The organism is Wandonia sp., from assembly GCF_984588085.1.
The window spans coordinates 1-20,837 of the sequence record NZ_CFIGVI010000038.1 but is presented as its reverse complement, the minus strand read 5'-3'; the positions used below and the strand labels follow the sequence as shown (position 1 = coordinate 20,837).

At 39.5% G+C, this 20,837-nt stretch carries 15 protein-coding genes; 8 read left to right on the top strand and 7 right to left on the bottom strand.

The features are described 5' to 3' along the window. Positions 1-684 (top strand): OmpA family protein (locus AC4PL9_RS12185; protein ID WP_491605022.1); only part of this gene is annotated, 684 nt, incomplete at its 5' end. Between the two features lie 51 nt (positions 685-735). Here the strand turns inward: AC4PL9_RS12185 and AC4PL9_RS12180 are convergent. The 5 genes from AC4PL9_RS12180 to AC4PL9_RS12160 all read right to left on the bottom strand — a co-directional run bounded on the left by AC4PL9_RS12180 (position 736) and on the right by AC4PL9_RS12160 (position 8,792). After that, positions 736-2,160, bottom strand: a complete 1,425-nt coding sequence (locus AC4PL9_RS12180; RefSeq protein ID WP_491605021.1) for a TolC family protein — start codon at positions 2,158-2,160, stop codon at positions 736-738. Then, a complete protein-coding gene (locus tag AC4PL9_RS12175) occupies positions 2,144-3,511 on the bottom strand; it encodes an HlyD family secretion protein (RefSeq protein WP_491605020.1) in 1,368 nt (455 codons plus the stop codon). Before AC4PL9_RS12175 ends, AC4PL9_RS12180 begins: the two co-directional genes overlap by 17 nt. Next, complete coding sequence (locus tag AC4PL9_RS12170; RefSeq protein ID WP_491605019.1) at positions 3,504-5,237, bottom strand: peptidase domain-containing ABC transporter; 1,734 nt, start codon at positions 5,235-5,237, stop codon at positions 3,504-3,506. Before AC4PL9_RS12170 ends, AC4PL9_RS12175 begins: the two co-directional genes overlap by 8 nt. Before the next feature lie 189 nt (positions 5,238-5,426). Beyond that, complete coding sequence (locus tag AC4PL9_RS12165) at positions 5,427-8,081, bottom strand: TonB-dependent receptor plug domain-containing protein (protein WP_491605018.1); 2,655 nt, start codon at positions 8,079-8,081, stop codon at positions 5,427-5,429. Positions 8,082-8,156: 75 nt separating this feature from the next. Next, a complete protein-coding gene (locus AC4PL9_RS12160; protein WP_491605017.1) occupies positions 8,157-8,792 on the bottom strand; it encodes a carboxypeptidase-like regulatory domain-containing protein in 636 nt (211 codons plus the stop codon). 147 nt (positions 8,793-8,939) lie between these two features. On the opposite strand from AC4PL9_RS12160, the gene guaB reads away from it, so the two are divergent. The 5 genes from guaB to AC4PL9_RS12135 are packed head-to-tail and all read left to right on the top strand — an operon-like array spanning position 8,940 to position 15,541. Then, a complete protein-coding gene (gene guaB / locus AC4PL9_RS12155) occupies positions 8,940-10,412 on the top strand; it encodes an IMP dehydrogenase (protein WP_491605016.1) in 1,473 nt (490 codons plus the stop codon). Positions 10,413-10,419: 7 nt separating this feature from the next. Continuing rightward, entirely contained in the window at positions 10,420-12,378 is a 1,959-nt protein-coding gene (locus AC4PL9_RS12150; protein ID WP_491605015.1) for a peptidylprolyl isomerase, read from the top strand. Next, a complete protein-coding gene (locus AC4PL9_RS12145) occupies positions 12,365-13,231 on the top strand; it encodes a hypothetical protein (protein ID WP_491605014.1) in 867 nt (288 codons plus the stop codon). The genes AC4PL9_RS12150 and AC4PL9_RS12145 overlap by 14 nt, the downstream gene beginning before the upstream one ends. After that, positions 13,188-14,564: a peptidylprolyl isomerase gene (locus tag AC4PL9_RS12140; RefSeq protein ID WP_491605013.1), complete on the top strand. Its 1,377-nt coding sequence runs from the start codon at positions 13,188-13,190 to the stop codon at positions 14,562-14,564. The genes AC4PL9_RS12145 and AC4PL9_RS12140 overlap by 44 nt, the downstream gene beginning before the upstream one ends. 23 nt (positions 14,565-14,587) lie before the next feature. Continuing rightward, positions 14,588-15,541: an AAA family ATPase gene (locus AC4PL9_RS12135; protein WP_491605012.1), complete on the top strand. Its 954-nt coding sequence runs from the start codon at positions 14,588-14,590 to the stop codon at positions 15,539-15,541. Here the strand turns inward: AC4PL9_RS12135 and AC4PL9_RS12130 are convergent, their stop codons facing one another. Both AC4PL9_RS12130 and AC4PL9_RS12125 read right to left on the bottom strand, forming a co-directional pair. After that, a complete protein-coding gene (locus AC4PL9_RS12130) occupies positions 15,542-16,702 on the bottom strand; it encodes a THUMP domain-containing class I SAM-dependent RNA methyltransferase (RefSeq protein WP_491605011.1) in 1,161 nt (386 codons plus the stop codon). Between the two features lie 8 nt (positions 16,703-16,710). Continuing rightward, a complete protein-coding gene (locus AC4PL9_RS12125; protein WP_491605010.1) occupies positions 16,711-17,325 on the bottom strand; it encodes a trimeric intracellular cation channel family protein in 615 nt (204 codons plus the stop codon). A 39-nt stretch (positions 17,326-17,364) separates the two neighbouring features. Here AC4PL9_RS12125 and AC4PL9_RS12120 point away from each other — a divergent pair, with 39 nt between their 5' ends. Together AC4PL9_RS12120 and AC4PL9_RS12115 are read left to right on the top strand one after the other, a co-directional pair. After that, positions 17,365-19,662, top strand: a complete 2,298-nt coding sequence (locus tag AC4PL9_RS12120; RefSeq protein ID WP_491605027.1) for a patatin-like phospholipase family protein — start codon at positions 17,365-17,367, stop codon at positions 19,660-19,662. Between the two features lie 101 nt (positions 19,663-19,763). Then, a complete protein-coding gene (locus tag AC4PL9_RS12115) occupies positions 19,764-20,828 on the top strand; it encodes a VOC family protein (protein WP_491605009.1) in 1,065 nt (354 codons plus the stop codon). The last annotated feature ends 9 nt before the right edge of the window (positions 20,829-20,837 follow it).

Here is a 20,837-nt window from a genome sequence, read left to right as displayed (position 1 = left end):
ATCGAGCCTAAAATAGAAATTAAACGCAGTTCACTTTCCTTGCTGAAAGGTATTATTCGGGATAACAAAACAAAAAAACCTGTTATGGCTGCAATTGAAGTGATTGACAATGACAAGAATGAAGTCATTGCAGAATTCAACTCAGATCCGGTAACCGGAAAATATATGGTTTCTCTTCCCGCCGGAAAAAACTATGGAATAGCCGTAAAAGCAGAAGGTTATTTATTTCATTCTGAAAACTTCGACATTCCAAAAGAAAGTGATTACCAGGAATATGAAAAAAATGTTGATTTGAAGAAAGTTGAAGTAGGAGAAGTTATTGTGCTGCGCAACATTTTCTTTGATTTGAACAAATACTCGTTACGTCCCGAATCACAAAACGAACTGGATCGTTTGACGAAGTTATTGAATGATAACCCTAGCATACGTATTCAGATTAGTGGACATACCGACTCAAGAGGTTCTGACTCTTACAATAAAGATCTTTCACACAACAGAGCTAAGGCCGTTGTTGATTATCTGATTGATAAAGGAATCAGTTCCGGACGTTTGGAATATCAGGGGTACGGAGAGGAGCAACCTATTGTAACAGATGCTGAGATTGCAAAATTACGTCTTCCTCAGGACAAAGAAGACGCACATCAAAGTAACCGACGTACTGAATTTAAGATTATATCGAAATAACTTTTTTATTATTATCATTAGGAAGAGGTCATTTATCTAGTGACCTCTTTTTTATTTCAAAAGCCCCAGAGAATGATAGGTTTTGATAAGTGCCAACATATTTTTTGCATACAACTCAACTAATTTAACCCTCGCGGATATGTAATTCATTTCTCGTGAATTCACCAGAAAAAGAGAACTTTCTCCTCTCGAAAATTTCGTTTGTTCTCCCTGAAGCAATCTTTCTATATCTCTATAAGTCTGTCTGTATAATTCTAACTGCTGATTAGTAGCCCGCCACTCATTATTTGCCTGTTGAACTTTTATAGATAGCTGAACTTTCTTTTGTTCAAGCCCTAAATTAGCATCTTGTATGTGTAAATTAGCTAACTTCAATTCACCTCTCCCCTCTCTTAACAATATCGGTATTGAAAAATCAGCTCCCCATTTATAATTAGACAATGAATATTCAGCAAAAGGGTTACTACTGATTGGCTCATTTAATGCGTTGTATTTTAGATTAAGCTCCGGCTTCACTAATTCTAGTGCAACTCTTCTGTCTAATTGTAATTGCTCTATTTTTAACTGAGCTTTATTCAGTTCGGGGTGACTAACGAGTTGTGTCTCCCAATCAAGCGGAGGCGCCAAAAAAGGAAGTTCCTCCACAGGCATTTCTCCAACCGGAGGAATTACTCGTTCACCTAACTCAAGAGGGATACTACCTTGCTGCCAAAGATGGAGAGACAGTAACGCTTTTGCGTTCGCATATTCAAGTTCTGCCTGTTGTAACGAAAACTTTCTGTTTTGCACTTGTATTCCGGCTTCTAACGTGTCAATGGCCGGAATATCTCCCAATCGTGCACTTTGCCTCACTCCAACATAACGCTCTTCCGCAACCTGAAGGGCATCCCGATAAATTCCCATCACATTATACGCTGTATACCATTGCCAGTAGGCGGTCATTGCTTCCTGCAACACATCATTTTTGATCAGGTTTACCTCCTGCTCACTCATCTTGAGAGAAATTTGAGCTTTCTTCAAAGTAGCACGTCGCTTATCCATCAATAATCCCTGTAATATAGGAACAGATACCCCCGCGTAAGCTAACCCTGCATCCGGTGTTCTGTATTGAGGATTGGCATTTTCTCCCCGATTTTGTTCATATCCGGCGTATAATTCAATACCAAACCAGGTGGGAATTTTTATTCCCCCATCCAACAAACTATAGTACTGTTTTCCTTTAAAATATTTTTGTGTAATCTCTGCATATATGACCGGATCAAAGGCTCCGCGAGAACTAAGCACCTGCGCATCTCCCTTATCCAGAACAAGATCTGCCCGCATAAACATCGGATGGTGTAACCTGACAATTTCCAAATAGTCCGAAAAAGCAAAGCTTTTATCAACCGCCTCTTCTTCCTGTGTCCACCCCAAAAGAGGAAAACCTGCAAGTAGTACAGTATAAATTAATCGTATTCCACTATTTTGCTGTTTCATTCGTATTGCCTTTTTCTTGAAAAGAAGATGAATTCTCATAATAATCGGGCGGAAATCCATTAATCTGACGCCATAATTCATACCAGATTGGTACATCGTTAAGAAGTAACATATTATGTGTTCCAGCTCCTACACGAAGCGCATCTGGCCAGGGAACTTCATCCGGATCAGGTTTGACCATTACCCGGTAAAATCCATTAGGGCTTATAAAATTATCTATTGCAAAAATTTTTCCTCCGTAGGTTCCGAAACTAGTATTCGGCCACCCCGAAAAAACGATGGACGGCCACCCGTCAAACTGGATACGAACCCTTTGATTCAACTTGATCAAGGGGAGATCAATAGGCCGCACATACATCTCTACCGCTAAGTCGTAATGAGAAGGCATAATACTTACAATTTGCTCACCCTCTTTTATCGTTTCTCCAATTCCCGACTGAATAGCGCGCGTAACATACCCATTCTGGGGTGCTGTAATATAATATAGCCCTGATCGAACCGAATAATTAACGTATTGGTTTTGTAGCTTTGTTACGACAGCTTCAGCATCATACATACTGGATAAGGCAGTATATTTATCCGATTCAGCTTTTGCTATTGAGTTTCGGTATTCTGCCTGAATACTGGTAAGCTCTATTTCTGCATTTATTGCTTCATTCCTGCTGGACAACAACCCGCTTTCTGCTGAAATCATTTCTGCCTGGGTTTTCTGCATAGACATTCTTCTGTTCTCAAGATCAGTCAACGATTTTAATCCTTCATCATACAACTCCTGCATCCTTTCATACTGACGAACAGCAATCTCGTACTTAATTTTGACCGCTTCAAAATCAATTGAGTCTGCCACTACTTTTAGTTCCGCCTGTTTAAACTTATTCTTTGCCTGTTTAAGCTTTAACCCACTTGTTTGAAACAAAGCTTCAATCTGGATATCCAAAGCTTTTACCTTTTCCATGTACGACTGAACCGTCAGCTCTTTGGCTTTCAACTGCTCTTCCGTTCGGGATAGTAAGTTCGGATCAAAATACTCGTCCTTTACTTCTGAAATATATAGAATCGTATCTCCTTTAGTAACGTAATCACCTTCTCTTACAAACCACTTTTCTATTCTTCCGGCGATTACCGAGTGAATAGTCTGCGGACGTTGATCCAGATTCATAGTCGTAACACTCCCCCGGCCAGAGATATTTTGTGTCCAGGGAACAAACATGATAACAAGAACCAGAGCAAAAAACCAAATTAATATTCGGATAAGAACGCGTCCCGACTTCTTTGATTCAGCCCATCGGAGCGAAGGAATTTTCGATCTGTCAATATACTTACCAACTGTCTTTTCCGAAATATTAAGCATCCTTATACATTTTTAAGTTAGCAACCTGTTTTAACTTTTCATAAGGTCCAAAGTGGGTAAGTGAACCACCTTGCATAATTCCAATATTATTGGACTTCTTAGCTAAATATTCATCATTCGATATAGCAATTACCGTCCAACTATTCTTCTGATCAAGAAGGAAGTCTATTATTTTTTTCCGTTCTGCAATATCAAGGTGTTCAAAAGCATATTCCAAAAGTAAAAGTCGTGGCTTGTCAGCAATACTTCTGGCTATCAATAAACGTTGTACAATACTTCTTGGTAATTTCTTTCCTAAAGGCTCCAGGATCGTTTTATATCCTTGAGGCAAGGTCTTTACAAATTCTCCCAACCCGACCCCCTGCATAGCCCACTTCACATTTTCAAATGTGGCTTTCTCCCTTCCTATAGCAATGTTTTCCAGCAAAGTTCCTTCAAAAAGGTCTTCATCAATCAAACATCCGCCGATTTCTGACCGCAATGAATCCAGATTAAAATTGTCTCTCGGAATTCCGTTATATGAAATTGTACCCTGCTTTACTTTATATAAGCCCGCAAGAAGATGCATAAAAGTACTTTTTCCTGATCCGTTTTTTCCAGTAATCACAATATGTTCCCCGCTGTCAGCCTTGAAATTAATCTCTTTTAATACAGGGTCGATCGAGTCAGGATACGAAAATGTCACTTGATTTACCTCAACCTCCAGACCTTTATTTTTACATTCTTCCTCCAAATTAATTCCTTCTGTAGCTTCCAATTCAAGATCTGTTACCTGCCCTATTTTTTCAAGAGAGGTCAAAACATCATAAATAGTTTCGAGCGACAAAATCAGTTTTTCTACCGAATTAATTACTGTGATTATGATAATTTCAGCTGCAACAAACTGACCGATATTCATCAATTGCTCCATTACCAGAACTCCTCCAATTGCCAACAGCCCCAAAGCGACAATAACTTTGAAGAATATCATCAATGAGTATTGCTGAACCAAGACCTTAAAGTGACTTTCTCTCGCTTGCAAATAACTCATAACATGTTTATCCGAATTTTGCATTGGAAAATCGGTATTTCCCGCCATTTTAAAGGTCATATTAGTGCGGGCTGCTTCCTCCAACCAGTGTGCCAGAAGATATTTGTGCTTCGATTCTTCAAGACTGGTTCGCAAGCCTTTTTTCACAGTAATCCTAAAGATTAGATAAACTAATGCTATCAATAAAAATGAAAAAAGAATAAAAAACGGATGATAAAAAGAGAGTAGTATCAGCCCGAAAATCACATAGAGTCCCGCCGATGAAAAATCAATCAGAATTTTCGGAAGACCTTTCTGGACTGTAACGACATCAAAAAAACGATTCATTAATTCCGGCGCGTGAAACCTGTATAGTTCTTCCAGTTTTATTCTCGGGACACGAAAAACAAACTCAAAAGCTGCTCTGGCAAAAATCTTCTGTTGTAAATTTTCGGTTATCCTAAGTTGAAATATAGTTATCAATCCTGAAACTGCGATTCCAAGTGTCACAAAAGCAACCAATACAATCCATGCTGTAGATACTCTCCCTCCCTGAATAAGATTTATGATGGCCTGTATCCCCAAAGGGAGCGACAGGTTAACAAGTCCGTTAAAAACGGAGTAGATGTATACGTTCCTTATTTCAGGTGCATCGGGTTTAAGTAATCTCCAAAATCGTTGCCCGGGTTTCAGCTTCGATTCTTTAAACTCTGGCATATATGTCTTTATTTTTCGTTATACGGATTGCCTTTTTATTCTCACTATGCTTTCTAATATATTTAAAACCTGAGACATATGTAAAAACACCTGCTGATTTTATACATTATTAACACCAATAGTATGAATATGTTCACACCATTGTCCGCAAAATTAAATAAGATTTAAAAACTATGAAACAGGAGGAAATTATAACCTGAGTATCAGCTTAAGATTAAACAATCGTTGCGTAAGATAATTTGGAATGGCATAGTTCCTTCCTTCTACATCTTGCACCCAGGTTTGTGACAATACATTATTGATTCCTAATATATTGAAAACCTCAAGACTTAATTTAACATCCGAAAAGTTCCTCCAGAATTTTTTTCTACCCTCTTTTGGTTTCTTGTATAGAAAATCATAACTAACTCCAATATCTACACGCATATATCCTTTCTGGCGCAATGTATCCTGATACCTGTGTTCACCGGGAGGTCCATATGGTAAACGGCTTCCGAAAAGCCCGCTAAGCTGAACGCTTAACTGCTCTATTTTTGGCATACGATCCTGAAACAACACCCCGAAAGTAATCATCTGATCCGAAGGACGCGGAATATATCCTGGTGTATTTCGAGTGCTATCTACTGCAACATCATCAAATGTATATCCCGGATATATAGTGTCTCCAGCCTGGTTAAAGTAGACATAATACTCGTCGTTTTTTAGGTCTTCCATAGTTCTCAGGAATCCCAACTTAAAAAATGACTCTATCCCCTTAATAAATTGCCCGTTCAGATTCAAATCCGCACCGTATGCATAGGCCACCGCATCATTATTTGCAAAATACCGCAACCGCACATCTGAAATTTTATACGGATTCACGTCCCACAAATACTTGTAATAAACCTCTGCTGAAAATTTAAACGGACTCTCTCTATTCCACATATTGAAGAAAACATCTGTCCCGGCAACAACATGGACTGATTTCTGTGCAAGAACACTCGTATTCAACTGTCCGTCATAGGCTCTCAAATCTCTGTACAATGGTGGTTGATAATACAACCCTGATGCCAATCTGAATTTAACATTTCTACGGTAGACTTTTCCATTCCGGTAAAAATACATTCTCGGAGTATATACCAATGAAGCGCGGGGTGTTACCCAAAACTCATTATTCACCCCCGTATAACCTGATCTTACCCCAACATTAAAAGCCAATCGGGCAGGCACCCGTTCTAAAGTATCGATAAATTTTCTACGTTCCTTTTTACCAGATTCATTCCTGTAGACATCCTTCAGATGTACAATATGTTGATCCTTAACGAAATTCCAACGTAATGAATATCCCGCAAAACCAGTGACCCGGTATGTCTGCAGATTATGGCGTTGTTTTATCACATTCTTTAATTCCAGATCTCCGTTTGCATTTTGCGGGGAAATATAACCGGCACTATCTACCATTTCCCATTCACTCAAAATATCGTTAAAGAATTCTTTCTGAAACTTTGCCCCCCAATCAAGACTACTCTCCAATTGCCGTAACTTACCTGATTTAGCAAATTCTTTTCGTTTAAACTTTTTTTCTCCTGTATGATAAACCGATACAATGGTAGCTTTCAACCGGTTTCTTGAATGATTCAGGAAAGATCCTACTCCCAGTGTATTAACGGAATCTCCGAAATTTTCTTTTGCCGGATCGGTTTCCAACTCATTTATGTAATACTGCCCTAACACATCAAAGTTTTCCGACTCGTCAGTATTAAAAACACTCGCATAAAAATTCAACCGAAGAGATTTCGACACATCATATTCCAGTGATGTTGCCCCTGTAACTGTTCGAAAAAGAGTTACTTCCCGTCCGTCAAAATATACCTTAAAACTCAGTGCCTGATTAAATGTACCGAAGCTCGTTTCTCTCGTTTGTGGGACAAAGCTGAATTTATTGGAAGAAAAATGTCCCATAACATTCCAACGCAAGTTCTCTGTTATGTTGTAATGCGTTAGGAATTGTGCATCCCAGAAAACAGGATTATACTCTCCCTTTGTTGGGAGCGTGTTCAATAAATATCCATTGGATCGAAATCGTGCTCCCCCAAGAAAAGCAAATCTGTTCTTTCGCCCTTCAACATGCGCTTCAGCTCCAAGAAGTCCTGCAACCAAAGAAGCACGTGTCGAATCAGGGTCTCTGTATCTGATATCCAGTACAGAACTTAACCTGTCGCCATACCTTGCGTCAAATCCTCCCGCTGAAAAACGAATATCATCAACCAAAGCTGAATTTATAAAATTGAGACCTTCCTGTTGACCCGCCCGGGTTAAAAAGGGGCGATACACCTCAAAACCATTCACATAGATGAGATTCTCATCATAATTTCCTCCTCTAACATTATAATTTGCTGTCAATTCGTTATTGGATACTGCCGGAGTAATGTAGGCAAGTGCCTGAGTAACCCCGTTTGGTAAGGCAAAACTACTTATATCAAATGGAGGAAGTGTAACAATGGTAGGATCACTTTCAACACTACCTTTTCCGTAGACATCAACTTCTTTACCCAGTATCGATTCAATTTTTACAGCACCTAAATCCCTGACTTCTCCGTTCAGTAAATGCAGGTTTACCGTTCGCCTCGAAGTAACAAATGAAAAGACCAGTTGATAATCACGGTTGGACTCCAGTTCGATCTTAAAATTACCATTAAAATCGACCTTTGTCTGAACTGTTTTATCTGTACTTTGAATGGTTACACCTGTGATTCTTTCTCCAGCATCATCTACTACATATCCCTTTATAGTAGCGATTTGTCCCCACAAAGTGGAGCACCACAAAACAGGGATAAGAAGAAATAAACGCAGTATTTTTTGCATGGTGCCAAAAGTAACAAAAGCCCACGTTTAAACAGAAAAAAAATAGTTATATTGTAAAGATGTAGAAAAAGTACGTTATTGTCTCTTTAGCTTACCACTTTTCCATGATTCAATAAATTGTGCCCAGGCAACCGGATTCAACAGGTTATTAACAGGGAACTGCCCCCGTGAATACAATTGACTCTGTGCCTGTTGTCGTTGCCAGCTATATGTGAGACTGGCATCCGTAGTTAAACGACTTGCGGCTATAGCCAAATTTTTACCGGACAACTGCCGTTGCGCTCTTCGTATATCATCTTCATAAGGATCCATCTCAATAAAGGCTCGTGCAAATTCTTCCCGTGAAGGCCATGGATAAACCCGCACCGGTTTTGACATAAGCGTATCCGGATCAATCAGTTGAATCAAAGCATATCCGAATTCGGAAAGTGTATCCGGCACAATATACGTACTGGGCTTATAACCAATATAATTAAAGATCAGAGTATCTCCCGGTTTTGTTACCATAGAGAAATAACCGTAATAATCAGAAATAGTACCTCTTCGCGTAGTTTTATCATAAATAGCAGTAAACGGCATGCGTTCAAGGCTATCAGAACTAAGAACAACTCCTGACAACTGAATCAACCTCTTGTCATCTTCCTGCCCGAAAGAAAACTGACTATATCCTGTTAACAGGACGTAAATCAACAAAGCCGCAAAATATCTCATGCTTACAAGTTTACAAAGGTTTATCAAAACAAGTGCCAATTTAAGGTAAATTAACAAAAATTTTACTTTTTTCAATGACTTCGAAAGAAAATAGCACGTGCATTTTTATTACATTTGCAAGAATTTCTTTAAGAAGTAGTTCAATATATGGCTTTATCTGATATCAGCAAAGTGAGAGAAGGGTTGACATACGATGACGTTTTGCTTGTCCCCGCGTACTCAGAGGTTCTCCCAAGAGACGTTCAGTTAGAAACAAAATTCACAAAAAACATTCGGTTAAAGGCTCCGATTGTTTCTTCAGCGATGGATACAGTGACAGAATCTGCGTTGGCAATTGCTATTGCTCAACAAGGAGGGATTGGTGTGATTCATAAGAACATGACAATTGAAGAGCAGGCTTTGGAGGTACGTAAAGTCAAGCGATCAGAAAGCGGAATGATTCTTGATCCGATAACCTTATCGGAAAATGCTGTTGTGCAGGATGCTTTAAACCTGATGCGCGAGAATAAAATCGGCGGAATTCCTGTAACAGATGAAAACCGGATTCTGAAAGGTATTATTACAAATCGTGATTTGCGATTTGAAAAAAATCTGTCACGTCCGGTACGTGAAATAATGACAGCACAGGATATCATTACAACAAAAGACGGAACGAATCTTACACAGGCGGAGCATATATTACAGGAATTTAAAATTGAAAAACTACCGGTTGTAGATGACAACAACAAGCTGGTTGGTCTGATCACATATAAAGACATTATAAAAGTTCGAAAGCATCCTAACTCGTGCAAAGACAGTTTCGGCAGACTTCGTGTTGCTGCCGCTGTTGGAGTTACTGTTGATACGGTAGACCGTGTAAAAGCGCTTGTAGACGCAGGAGTAGATGCCATCGTTATTGATACAGCACACGGACACACGAAAGGTGTGGTTGAAAAATTAAAGTCGGTCAAATCACTATTTCCTCAACTGGATGTAGTTGTCGGGAACATTGCAACAGGTGAAGCAGCGAAGTATCTTGTCGAGGCAGGTGCCGATGCCGTTAAAGTGGGAATCGGTCCGGGGTCTATTTGTACCACGCGTATTATCGCAGGTGTCGGAGTTCCGCAATTAACCGCTGTAAATGATGTGGCCCGTGCTATTGAAGGAAGCGGTGTCCCTGTTATTGCAGACGGTGGAATTCGATATACCGGAGATATTGTAAAGGCAATCTCTGTAGGAGCTGATACCGTAATGGTCGGTTCTATGTTTGCCGGAGTGGAAGAATCTCCGGGAGAGACGATCATCTACCAGGGAAGAAAATTCAAATCATACCGCGGTATGGGATCTTTGGAAGCCATGCAGAAAGGATCTAAAGATCGTTACTTCCAGGATGCTGAAGACGACGTAAAAAAATTGGTCCCCGAAGGTATCTCGGGACGTGTACCCTATAAAGGTCATCTGTTTGAGGTGATGTATCAGATCATAGGAGGTCTTCGTGCAGGAATGGGGTATTGCGGGGCTCCAACGATCGAAAAACTGAAAGGGGCTCAACTCGTTCGGATAACAAATGCCGGAATGACAGAATCACACCCTCACGATGTATCAATAACAAGAGAAGCACCTAATTATAGCTTAAAATAAATAAACTATGAAAAAACTAATCGCAGGTTTATTCTCAGTTACTGTTCTTTTTAGTTCACTGGCACAAAAAGATCCGGTTATTATGACCGTTGATGGAAATCCGGTGACCAAAAGTGAATTTCTTCAGATTTACCTGAAAAACAATCCGAATCCACGTTATGATAAAGAAGCGTTGGATGAGTACATGGAATTGTTTAAAAAGTTTAAACTAAAAGTTTTAGAAGCCGAAAAGCTTGAGTACGACACCCTTCCCAAACTAGTCAAAGAACTGGAAGGATATCGCAAGCAACTTGCGCTTCCGTATCTTGTTGATTCTACGAAAAATAATGAGTTGGTAAAACAGGCATACGGACGTCTACAGGAAGAAGTACATGCCAGTCACATCCTTATACGGGTAGATGAAAACGCGTCTCCTGAAGATACACTTAAAGCGTATAACCGCATTTTGGAAATTCGTAAACGTATCGTGAACGGTGAAGATTTTGCTCATGTTGCGCGTTCAAAAGGAGGTTCTGAAGACCCTTCGGTACGTGATAATGGAGGAGATCTGGGTTATTTTTCCGCATTTCAAATGGTCTATCCGTTTGAAGAAGCTGCTTACTCAACAAAAGTTGGTGACGTAAGTATGCCCGTTCGAACAAAATTCGGATATCATATCCTAAAAGTTCATGATAAAAGACCTTCCAGAGGACTTATCAGTACTTCGCATATTATGATTATGACTCCTAAAACGGCCAATAATCAGCAAAAAGACAACGCAGAAGAGCGCATCCATGAAATCTACGAACGGCTTCAGAAAGGTGAAAACTTTGAGGATCTTGCACGGAAGTATTCCGAAGATCAAACCTCCAAGTCAAAAGGAGGGTTGCTTCCCGAATTTGGAACCGGAAGCCGTCAGAGAATGGTACCTGAATTTGAGGACGCTGCATTTGTACTGAAAAATGATGGTGATTTTTCTCAACCGTTCCGTACAGACTACGGTTGGCATATTGTCAAAAGAAACAGTCTTACTCCTCTTGAATCATTTGACCAATTGAGAAGTGAGATCCAGCAAAAAGTTAACCGCGATGAAAGATCACTGAAAACACAGGCTTCTTTTATTGAAAAGTTAAAAAAGCAATACAAGTTCAAAGATAAAAGCAGCAAAGAATTAACCTGGTTTTACAAGAACATTGATTCAAGTTACTACGAAGGGAAATGGAAAGCTCCTGAAACAAAAGAAAATCCGGTACTATTCTCTTTCAACAAAATCACCTTCCACAGAAAAGATTTTATCGAATACCTGGAGAGTCTTAACGCAAAAGGAAGTAAGGGAGACTTGAATGTTTTGGTAAATGACGCGTACAAAACATACGTAAAAGAACAGCTACTTGCATACGAAGAGGCTCAACTTGACAGTAAATACCCTGAATTCCGTGCACTGATGAATGAGTACAATGATGGGGTGTTGTTATACGAAATCATGAACGATAAAGTTTGGAATAAAGCAATCCGCGATACATCCGGGTTGAAAGCTTTCTTTGCAGAAAATCGTGAACAATTTATCTGGGGAGATCGTATTGATGCAGAGGTTTATGAGTGCGACACTAAAGACATTGCTGTAAAAACGGCTGCGTTATTAAAAAACGACACCATCACTCCGATGGAGATCATGGCTAAAATTAACGAAAACTCTGCCCTTAACGTAAAAGTTAAAACTCAGAAATTTGAAGTTCAAAACACACCTTTCCTTGAAGGAAAAGAGTTTAAAAAGGGTGTAAATGACACCTTTCAGTATGATAACAAATATTATATTGTTAAGGTGAAAGAGTTTATACCTTCTCAACCAAAGGAATTAACAGAAACGAAAGGAGCTGTTACAGCTGCCTATCAGCAACATTTGGAAGAAAAATGGTTAAGAGAACTTTCCTCCAAATATCCGATAGAAGTTAAAACAGAAGTTTTATACAGCCTTGACAAGAAGTAAAAACATAGTATTTCTCACAAAGGCTGCCCTACTTGGCAGCCTTTTATATTTCATTTGTCTCCTCTCTTCATGCGATTCGGACAATGACCCTAAGGTTGTACAATTAGGAAATGAAGAGCTTAGGGAATCAGAACTGGAATATCTGAAAGAAACACAACAAAATCAGGAGAAAGCAGAAGAGACAATAATTGACCAGTGGCTTCGAAAAGCGACTATTCTTAATCAATTTGACAGCTTACCGACTGATAAACAACATGAAATTAATTTCAAATTAAAAGAATATAAGGCCTCTTTAGTTCGTTATGAACTGGAAAACCAGTGGATAGAAAAGAATCTGGACACATTAATCACAGAAGAAGAAATGCTTGCATTCTATGAGGAAAATAAAAAGGACTTTGAATTGAGCGACTTTATTGTAAAAGTGCTTTACCTGAAAATTCCATACAATGCACCTGAGTTGGAAAAAGTAAATCGTTGGTATCTGTTAAAACAGCCCAAAGACACAATACAACTTACGGAATATGCCAATAAATATGCTGCCAACTTCTTTTATAATACACAGAAATGGATCTATTTTGACGATATCCTAAAAGAAATTCCACTGGAAGGAATTGATAAAGAAAAATTCATTCTCAATCGGACAAAAACAAGTTTTGAAGAGAATGGTTTTCTTTATTATTTAAACATACTGGATTACCGGTTAAAAAATACACCTTCCCCTTTTTCATTGGAACGTGATAACATACGTCAGCGTATTCTTACCCGACGTATAACACAAATGCGAGAATCTCTCGACAAAAAATTTATTGATGAAGCAATTAACAAATATGAAATACACTATTTTAATCGTTAGCCTGTTATCGGCATTTTCAGCTTTTGCTCAACCAGACTCAAAACTGATTGACAAAGTTGTTGCCAAAGTAGGAACCAATGTTATCCTACTTTCAGACCTGCAATCTCAAAAGATTCAGGCTATGCAGGAGAACATTGAAGTTACTGACGAATTGGAATGTACGATTCTGGAAGAACTTCTTTATCAGAATCTGCTGCTTAACCAGGCAGATCTGGATAGTGTGACGGTTACTGACGAACAGGTTGATGCAGAAATGGAACAACGTCTGCGTGTTATCGAAGGACAGATCGGGGGAAGGGATGAGTTGGAGAAATTCTATGGGAAAACCGTTTCTCAAATAAAAAAGGAGTTCCGACCTGCCATCCGTAAACGACTGGTAGGACAGGAAATGGAGCGACAAATCACTTCTGAAGTTGTAATCAGTCCGAAAGAGGTTCGTGATTTCTTTCACTCTCTTCCCGAAGATTCGCTCCCTTATATTAACTCCAAACTTGGCTTGCAACAAATCGTTATTTACCCTGAAATTACAGAAGCTGATAAGCAAAAAACGTATGACCAACTAAATACGATCAGGGAACAGATTATTTCCGGTGAAAAAACTTTCCGAGCAATGGCTGGTGTCTACTCCCAGGACCCCGGATCCCGAAGTAAAGGAGGCGAGATAAAAGCCAGTAGAGGGCAAATGGTAAAAGAATTTGAAGCCACTGCTTTCAGCCTGAAACCCGGTGACATTTCTCCGGTATTTGAAACTGAATATGGTTTTCACATTATGGAATTACAGGAACGCAAAGGAGATGATTATGTTTGTCGTCATATACTTATGGTTCCTGAAGTTTCGGAGGAAGCCTTCATCATTGCCAGTGAAAAAATTGAAAAATGTTATGCCGAACTTAAAAAGAATGAAATCACCTGGGAAGATGCTGTTGTAAAATACTCAAACGATAACTCTACCAACCAGAACAAAGGTTTATTAAGCAATCCTTATTCCGGAGAAACACTTTGGGATATGGAAGACCTCAACCAAATTGATCAACAAATTTTCATTCTTGTTAATTCTCTTGAGGTAGGTGATATTACCCGTCCTTCGGTGTATGACAACATGATGGAGCGCAAACAAGGGGTACGAATTGTCAGGTTATCTGAGCGAACAACTCCTCACAAAGCCAACCTGAAAGATGACTATCAGTTAATTCAGAATGCGGCTCTGAATGAAAAGCGACAAAGGGTAATTAAAGACTGGACAGACGATAAGATCAATAATGCTTACATCCGGATTGACGATAAATATAATACGTGTGATTTCCGCTATAACTGGTTCAAAAATATTAACTAATTTAGGGTCAAATTAATCGAAACATGTCGGAAACAAAAGCAATTGACGAACTCGTACATAAGTGCAACCGTTTAAAAGAAGAGATTCATAAAGTTATTGTCGGACAGGATGAAGTGGTTGACCAGGTTCTTATTTCGATTTTCTCCAAAGGACATTGTCTTTTGGTTGGTGTTCCCGGATTAGCAAAAACACTTCTTGTCAATACAATATCCCGATCTCTCGGGCTTTCCGGCAACCGGATTCAGTTTACTCCGGATCTAATGCCTTCTGACATTATCGGGTCTGAAATACTCGATGAAAACCGCCAGTTCAAATTTATTAAAGGACCTATTTTTCACAATATAGTCCTCGCTGATGAGATTAACCGAACACCTCCTAAAACTCAGGCCGCACTTCTTGAAGCCATGCAGGAGAAATCAGTTACGGCTGCAGGTATTACTCATAAATTGCCACAACCGTTTTTTGTTCTGGCTACTCAGAATCCTATTGAACAGGAAGGGACTTATCCCCTACCTGAAGCGCAATTAGACCGATTCATGTTTAATATATGGGTTGATTATCCTTCTTTTGAAGAAGAGGTCGCTATTGTAAAAGCAACAACGACCAATCAGGAAACAAACATTACACCGCAGTTAACTGCTGAAGAAATTATACATTATCAAAACAGCATACGACAGCTACCTGTATCAGACAACGTTGTGGAATATGCTGTGAAACTGGTTGCAAGAACACGAAAGGATGATCCGTCAGCGCCTGAATTAACAAAGCACTACATATCGTGGGGAGCTGGTCCCAGAGCCTCTCAAAACCTCATTATAGGAGCTAAATGTCATGCCGCTCTAAATGGTAAATACTCTCCGGATATCGAGGATGTAAAAGCAGTAGCTCTTCCTATCCTACGACATAGAATTGTGCGGAATTACAGAGCTGAGGCAGAAGGATATACTGTCGAAAAAATTATTCGTGAACTTTTATAATCATTCTTCCTGTTGCATTTTCTTTTTTGATCCTTCGTAAATCGAATAATTCCTGAAACTACATTCAAGGCTACCATTGAATAGTTTCATCTTTCGGGAAGGCTTTAAAGCGATCGATTTCAAAGCATCATCATTTGAGGAGATAACCCAACATTCGTAACCTGCCAATTCATGCTTAAACCAATCTCCTAAGCGAGCGTATAGCGCTTCTATTTCTTCTCCTATACGTTCTCCGTAAGGCGGATTTGTAATTAAGACCCCATTCCCATCAGGAATTTTCAAGTCCTCAAAATCCCCCATTACAAACTGCACACACCTAGAAACGGGAAGAGCCCGAATATTACGTTTTGCCTTAGTAACCACAACCTGATCGATATCTGAAGCTATAATCGGGAAATCTAATTTCACCGGTTTTTTAGGTGCTGCATCGTAAATTTCATCCCACAGTTCACGATCAAAGTTCAGAAGATTCTTGAATGCGTAATGTCTTCTTTCGATATTAGCCGGAATACCCGCAGCCAATAACGCAGCTTCAATAACGAGAGTCCCGGATCCGCACATCGGGTCGATAAAAGTAGACTTACGATCCCACCCGGATAAGTACAACAAACCTGCCGCAGCGACTTCATTAAGTGGAGCAGGACCTGTTTCAGTACGATATCCCCGCTTATACAATGGTGCCCCGGTTGTATTCAAAGAAAGCACACAATTCTTCCCTGAAATATAGACATCAATACTTACCTGCGGGTTTTTAGCATCGATATTAGGTCTGTCTCCGGTCTTTTCCCTAAACTGATCGACAATCGCATCTTTAATCAAAAGTTGGGGGAACTGTGTATTGGTAAACACATCACTGAAAATTGCTCCTTTAATAGCAAAGGTTTTTCCCTTGTCAAAAATGGAAACCCAATTAACCTTTTTTGCCTGGGTATACAAGTCATCCTTATCCTTAAAAGAAAAAGCTGCCAATTCTACCAACACAACCAGTCCGGTTCTGAGATACAGATTCAGATAATAGACATCTCGCCAGGTTCCTGTAATACGTACAGCCCGATTCAGTATTTCCGGGTCATGGTATCCGAGTTCCTGTAACTCCTGTTGAACTGCCTTTTCGAAACCATATAATGTCTTAATTGTAATCTTCAATTTTTCTTCACTCATGACCTTTCTCACCATTTACTAATTTCTCTTATCTGCGGCATCTGCCATTTCTTCCAGACTGCCAAAACACGAATAATCATTATGATCAGGGCAGAAACAATAGCATTAAACTCTGTTGAAAACCACCCCAGAACACTACTAATCATATAAAAAACACCTCCTACGATGACTGCTGTTGCGTAAATTTCCTTTCGAAATACTAACGGAATCTCATTACAGAGTACATCCCGCAGAACACCTCCAAAAGTAGCCGTAATAACTCCTAGAAATATCGCCACGACCGGATATTGTTCCAACCCAAGACTTTTTTCAATTCCATAAACCGCAAACAACCCTAGTCCGATAGTATCAAAAATGAAAAACGTCCTTCGCATTTCCTTGATGCGTTCACGGAAAATAATTCCAACGATTGCACCGGCAAAAACAACAGAGATATAACTCAACGACTTCAACCATTCAACTTCAATAGATAACAAGACATCTCGTACCGTTCCTCCTCCAATGGAAGTTATAAACGCAATAAAAATTCCTCCGAGCAAATCCATATCCTTATCCGCTGCAGTCAGTAAACCACTGATTGCAAAGAAAAAGATTCCTACATGATTGATCAGATCAATTATCACAACTTATTCAGTCAAAAATTATAACTTTGAAATAAAAATCTGAACACAAAGGTATCATACCGTTTTATATTTGGTCTATTTCTATGCATTCTTTTCGCATTTTCAGCCCATGGTCAGCGCGTTGGACTGGTTTTTAGCGGAGGAGGAGCCAGTGGACTGGCTCACATCGGTGTATTAAAAGCCCTGGAAGAACATAGTATACCCGTTGATTACATAACCGGAACCTCGGCAGGTGCTTTGGTTGGTGCCTATTATGCCTGTGGATATTCAGCAAATGAAATTGAAGCTATTGTTTTGAGTGACCTTTTTCAACTCATGACAAAGGGAGAAATTGAACCGGAACATAAATTCAGCTTACGCCAGGAGGAAATAAATGCCTCTATGCTTAACATACCTTTCAGTAAAGACAGTATTCTATCAAAAAGTCTTCCTACCAGTTTCATTAAACCGGCTTTAATGGACTTTGAAATGCTGGTCAGTTTGGGAGTCACATCTGCGTCGACAGGAGAAAATTTTGACAGTCTGTTTATTCCTTTCCGATGCGTAGCTTCTGATATTGTTGACAAAAAATCGGTTATCTTTGCCGGAGGACAACTTAATAAAGCAGTAAGAGCCTCCATGACTTTTCCATTTTACATGAATCCTATTCGTGTAAACGGGCGATTATTATTTGATGGTGGATTATATAATAACTTCCCCGCAGATGTTATGTACCATGAATTCGATCCGGACTTCATCATAGGCAGCAATGTTTCTTCTAATGAACCTCCTCCAACAGAAGACGATGTATTCTCGCACCTGAAAAATATGCTGGTGAGTAAAACAACCTTTGATCTTCCCTGCGAAACAGGAATCATGATAGAACCTAATATTGATGTTTCTACATTTGATTTTGACAAGGCACGAGAAGCAATTAACGGAGGGTATGAATCCACTATTCTTTTAATCGACTCTATCAAAAAACAAATACACAGACGAACCTCTGCCGAAGAACTAAAAGAAAGAAGAAATCAATTCAGAAGTAAAATAACTCCTTTACAAATTGACCAGGTGTATGCACAAGACAAGAGAGGAAAAACATCCTCTTTTGCAGAATCTACTATATCCGGGAAATTAAAACGTGGTTTTCTGGATGAACACAAATTGAAAAAACAATATTTCAGACTGATTGAAACTCCTCAGATCAGCTATCTGTTTCCAACGATAAACAAGACCTCAGACAGCACATACGGATTACATTTGAAAGTCAACAAATCCAAAGACTTTAAACTTGCTGTAGGTGGTCATTTTTCGTCACGCCCTGTCAATACAGGTTACATAGGATTTTCTTACTACTCTATGGGGAAAGCTGCCTTTCGGGTGAATCTGGAATCCTATTTCGGAAAATTTTACGGTTCTGTCAAAGCAAATATTGACTTTCATGTTCCGTCAATCCTTCCTGTAACTATTCAGCCCTATTTTGTTATGAACAGATGGGATTACTTTAGAAGTTTCGCCACATTTTTCGAACCTGTCAAACCTTCCTTCCTGATTCAAAACGAACTGTATTTCGGAAGTAAGTTCTCAGTCCCTTTAACCAATACTACCAGAACCGGAGGAGACTTCCGACTCTTTTATCTGGACGACAGTTATTACCAAAGTGAGGACTTTGGCTTGTCCGACACGGCAGATCACACCTATTTTGATGGTGTTTCCTTACGGTGGAGTTTAGAAAAAAACACACTCAACAGAAAACAATTTGCGTCAGAGGGACACGCTTTCAAACTTTTGGTGAATTATGTTTCCGGACGCGAACACAGTATATCCGGTTCAATAGGAAATGATAAATATGATATTGTAAAGGATCACAATTGGATTAACGTTCAGGCTGAAGCCAACTATTTTTTTCTCAACACAAAGATCAGCCATACCGGAGGACATTTGGTGGGTGTTTTTAATAGCCAGTCCCTGTTTAAAAACTATACAGCATCAATACTAAGCACCACCGCATTTGCTCCTACACCGGATTCAAGGACTTATTTTTTGCCGGAATACAGATCTCCGCAATACATCGGTTTTGGTATTAATCAGGTTTTTACGTTTAAAAACAGAATTGATCTTCGAATTGATGCTTATGGTTTTCAACCTTTTGTAGAAATTGAACGAAATCCTGACGGTTCATTCGGATATGACAGGGATGTTGGTCCCCCTCGATTCATGGGATCTGCTTCGATTATTTATTTTAGTCCTCTGGGACCGATTCGTGGAACGCTCAATTACTTCCCATATCAAAACAAACCAATTTCTTTTCAGATTAGTTTCGGTTATTTACTCTTTAATGAACGTGCCATACGGTAAGTAGAGTACAAACGAATCCCTCCCTATTTTTTCACTTATATCCCCTAATTCTACAATCATGGAACAATCTTTACTATTTTTGAGGCAAATTTATAGGAGCTATGGAAAAAATCATCTGCGGAATTCAGCAAATGGGGATTGGTGTTCCCGACGTTCAGGAAATATGGAAATGGTATCGAAAGTTTTTTGGTGTTGATGTACGTATTTTCGAAGAAGCTGCTGAGGCTCCGTTGATGACCCGTTATACCGGCGGAACAGTACATAGCCGCACTGCTACACTTGCTTTAAGTATGCAAAGCGGAGGAGGTTTTGAGATCTGGCAGTTTACCAGTCGCCCTACAGAAAAAGCAGACTTTGAAATTCAGTTAGGTGATTACGGTTTATATGCCTGTCGTATAAAATCCCGAGATGTTCAGGCAAGTTATACTTATATGAAAAACAATGGTGCAGAGGTACTGGGAGAACCACAAAAAGCACCGGACGGATCATTCAACTTTTTTGTAAAAGACCCTAATGGAAATCTGTTTAATGTTGTAGAAGGGCATGGTTGGTTCAAAGAAACGAATCACCCGGCACGAACAGGCGGTGTGGCAGGTGCATTGATAGGCGTTAGTGATATTGAGAAAGCACTTCCTCTGTATCGTGATATACTGGGATATGAAACCGTAGTATATGATTATACCGGTGTTTCGGATTGTTTCTCTGATCTTCCGGCAGGAAAAGGGAATTTCCGAAGAGTACTTTTGAAGCACAAAGACGAACGCATGGGACCTTTCTCAAAGTTATTAGGCCCGACTCAGATAGAGCTTGTTCAAAGTACAGATCGTACAGATTGCCGAAAGATATTTGAAAACCGATTCTGGGGGGATTGGGGATTCATCCACTTGTGTTTTGATGTTCAGGGCATGGATACTTTGCAGAAAGAATGTGAAGAAAAAGGATTTCCTTTCACCGTTGACAGTGGAAAAACATTTGATATGGGAGAAGCCGGTGGTCGTTTCTCGTACATAGAAGATCCTGACGGAACCTGGATAGAGTTTGTTGAGACACACAAAGTTCCGGTAATGAAAAAGCTAGGTTGGTATATAAACCTGAAAAATAAAAAGCCCGGAAAACGACTTCCAAACTGGATGCTTTCTGCAATGGGAATGAACCGGGTGAAATAGACCGGTTTT

Excerpts from the sequence above, each read along its gene's own strand:
- guaB (WP_491605016.1), top strand. The coding sequence starts at position 8,940 with ATGGCTTTATCTGATATCAGCAAAGTGAGAGAAGGGTTGACATACGAT.
- AC4PL9_RS12165 (WP_491605018.1), bottom strand. The coding sequence starts at position 8,081 with ATGCAAAAAATACTGCGTTTATTTCTTCTTATCCCTGTTTTGTGGTGC.
- AC4PL9_RS12170 (WP_491605019.1), bottom strand. The coding sequence starts at position 5,237 with ATGCCAGAGTTTAAAGAATCGAAGCTGAAACCCGGGCAACGATTTTGG.
- AC4PL9_RS12140 (WP_491605013.1), top strand. The coding sequence starts at position 13,188 with ATGAAGCAATTAACAAATATGAAATACACTATTTTAATCGTTAGCCTG.
- AC4PL9_RS12175 (WP_491605020.1), bottom strand. The coding sequence starts at position 3,511 with ATGCTTAATATTTCGGAAAAGACAGTTGGTAAGTATATTGACAGATCG.
- AC4PL9_RS12135 (WP_491605012.1), top strand. The coding sequence starts at position 14,588 with ATGTCGGAAACAAAAGCAATTGACGAACTCGTACATAAGTGCAACCGT.
- AC4PL9_RS12150 (WP_491605015.1), top strand. The coding sequence starts at position 10,420 with ATGAAAAAACTAATCGCAGGTTTATTCTCAGTTACTGTTCTTTTTAGT.
- AC4PL9_RS12115 (WP_491605009.1), top strand. The coding sequence starts at position 19,764 with ATGGAAAAAATCATCTGCGGAATTCAGCAAATGGGGATTGGTGTTCCC.
- AC4PL9_RS12180 (WP_491605021.1), bottom strand. The coding sequence starts at position 2,160 with ATGAAACAGCAAAATAGTGGAATACGATTAATTTATACTGTACTACTT.
- AC4PL9_RS12130 (WP_491605011.1), bottom strand. The coding sequence starts at position 16,702 with ATGAGTGAAGAAAAATTGAAGATTACAATTAAGACATTATATGGTTTC.
- AC4PL9_RS12160 (WP_491605017.1), bottom strand. The coding sequence starts at position 8,792 with ATGAGATATTTTGCGGCTTTGTTGATTTACGTCCTGTTAACAGGATAT.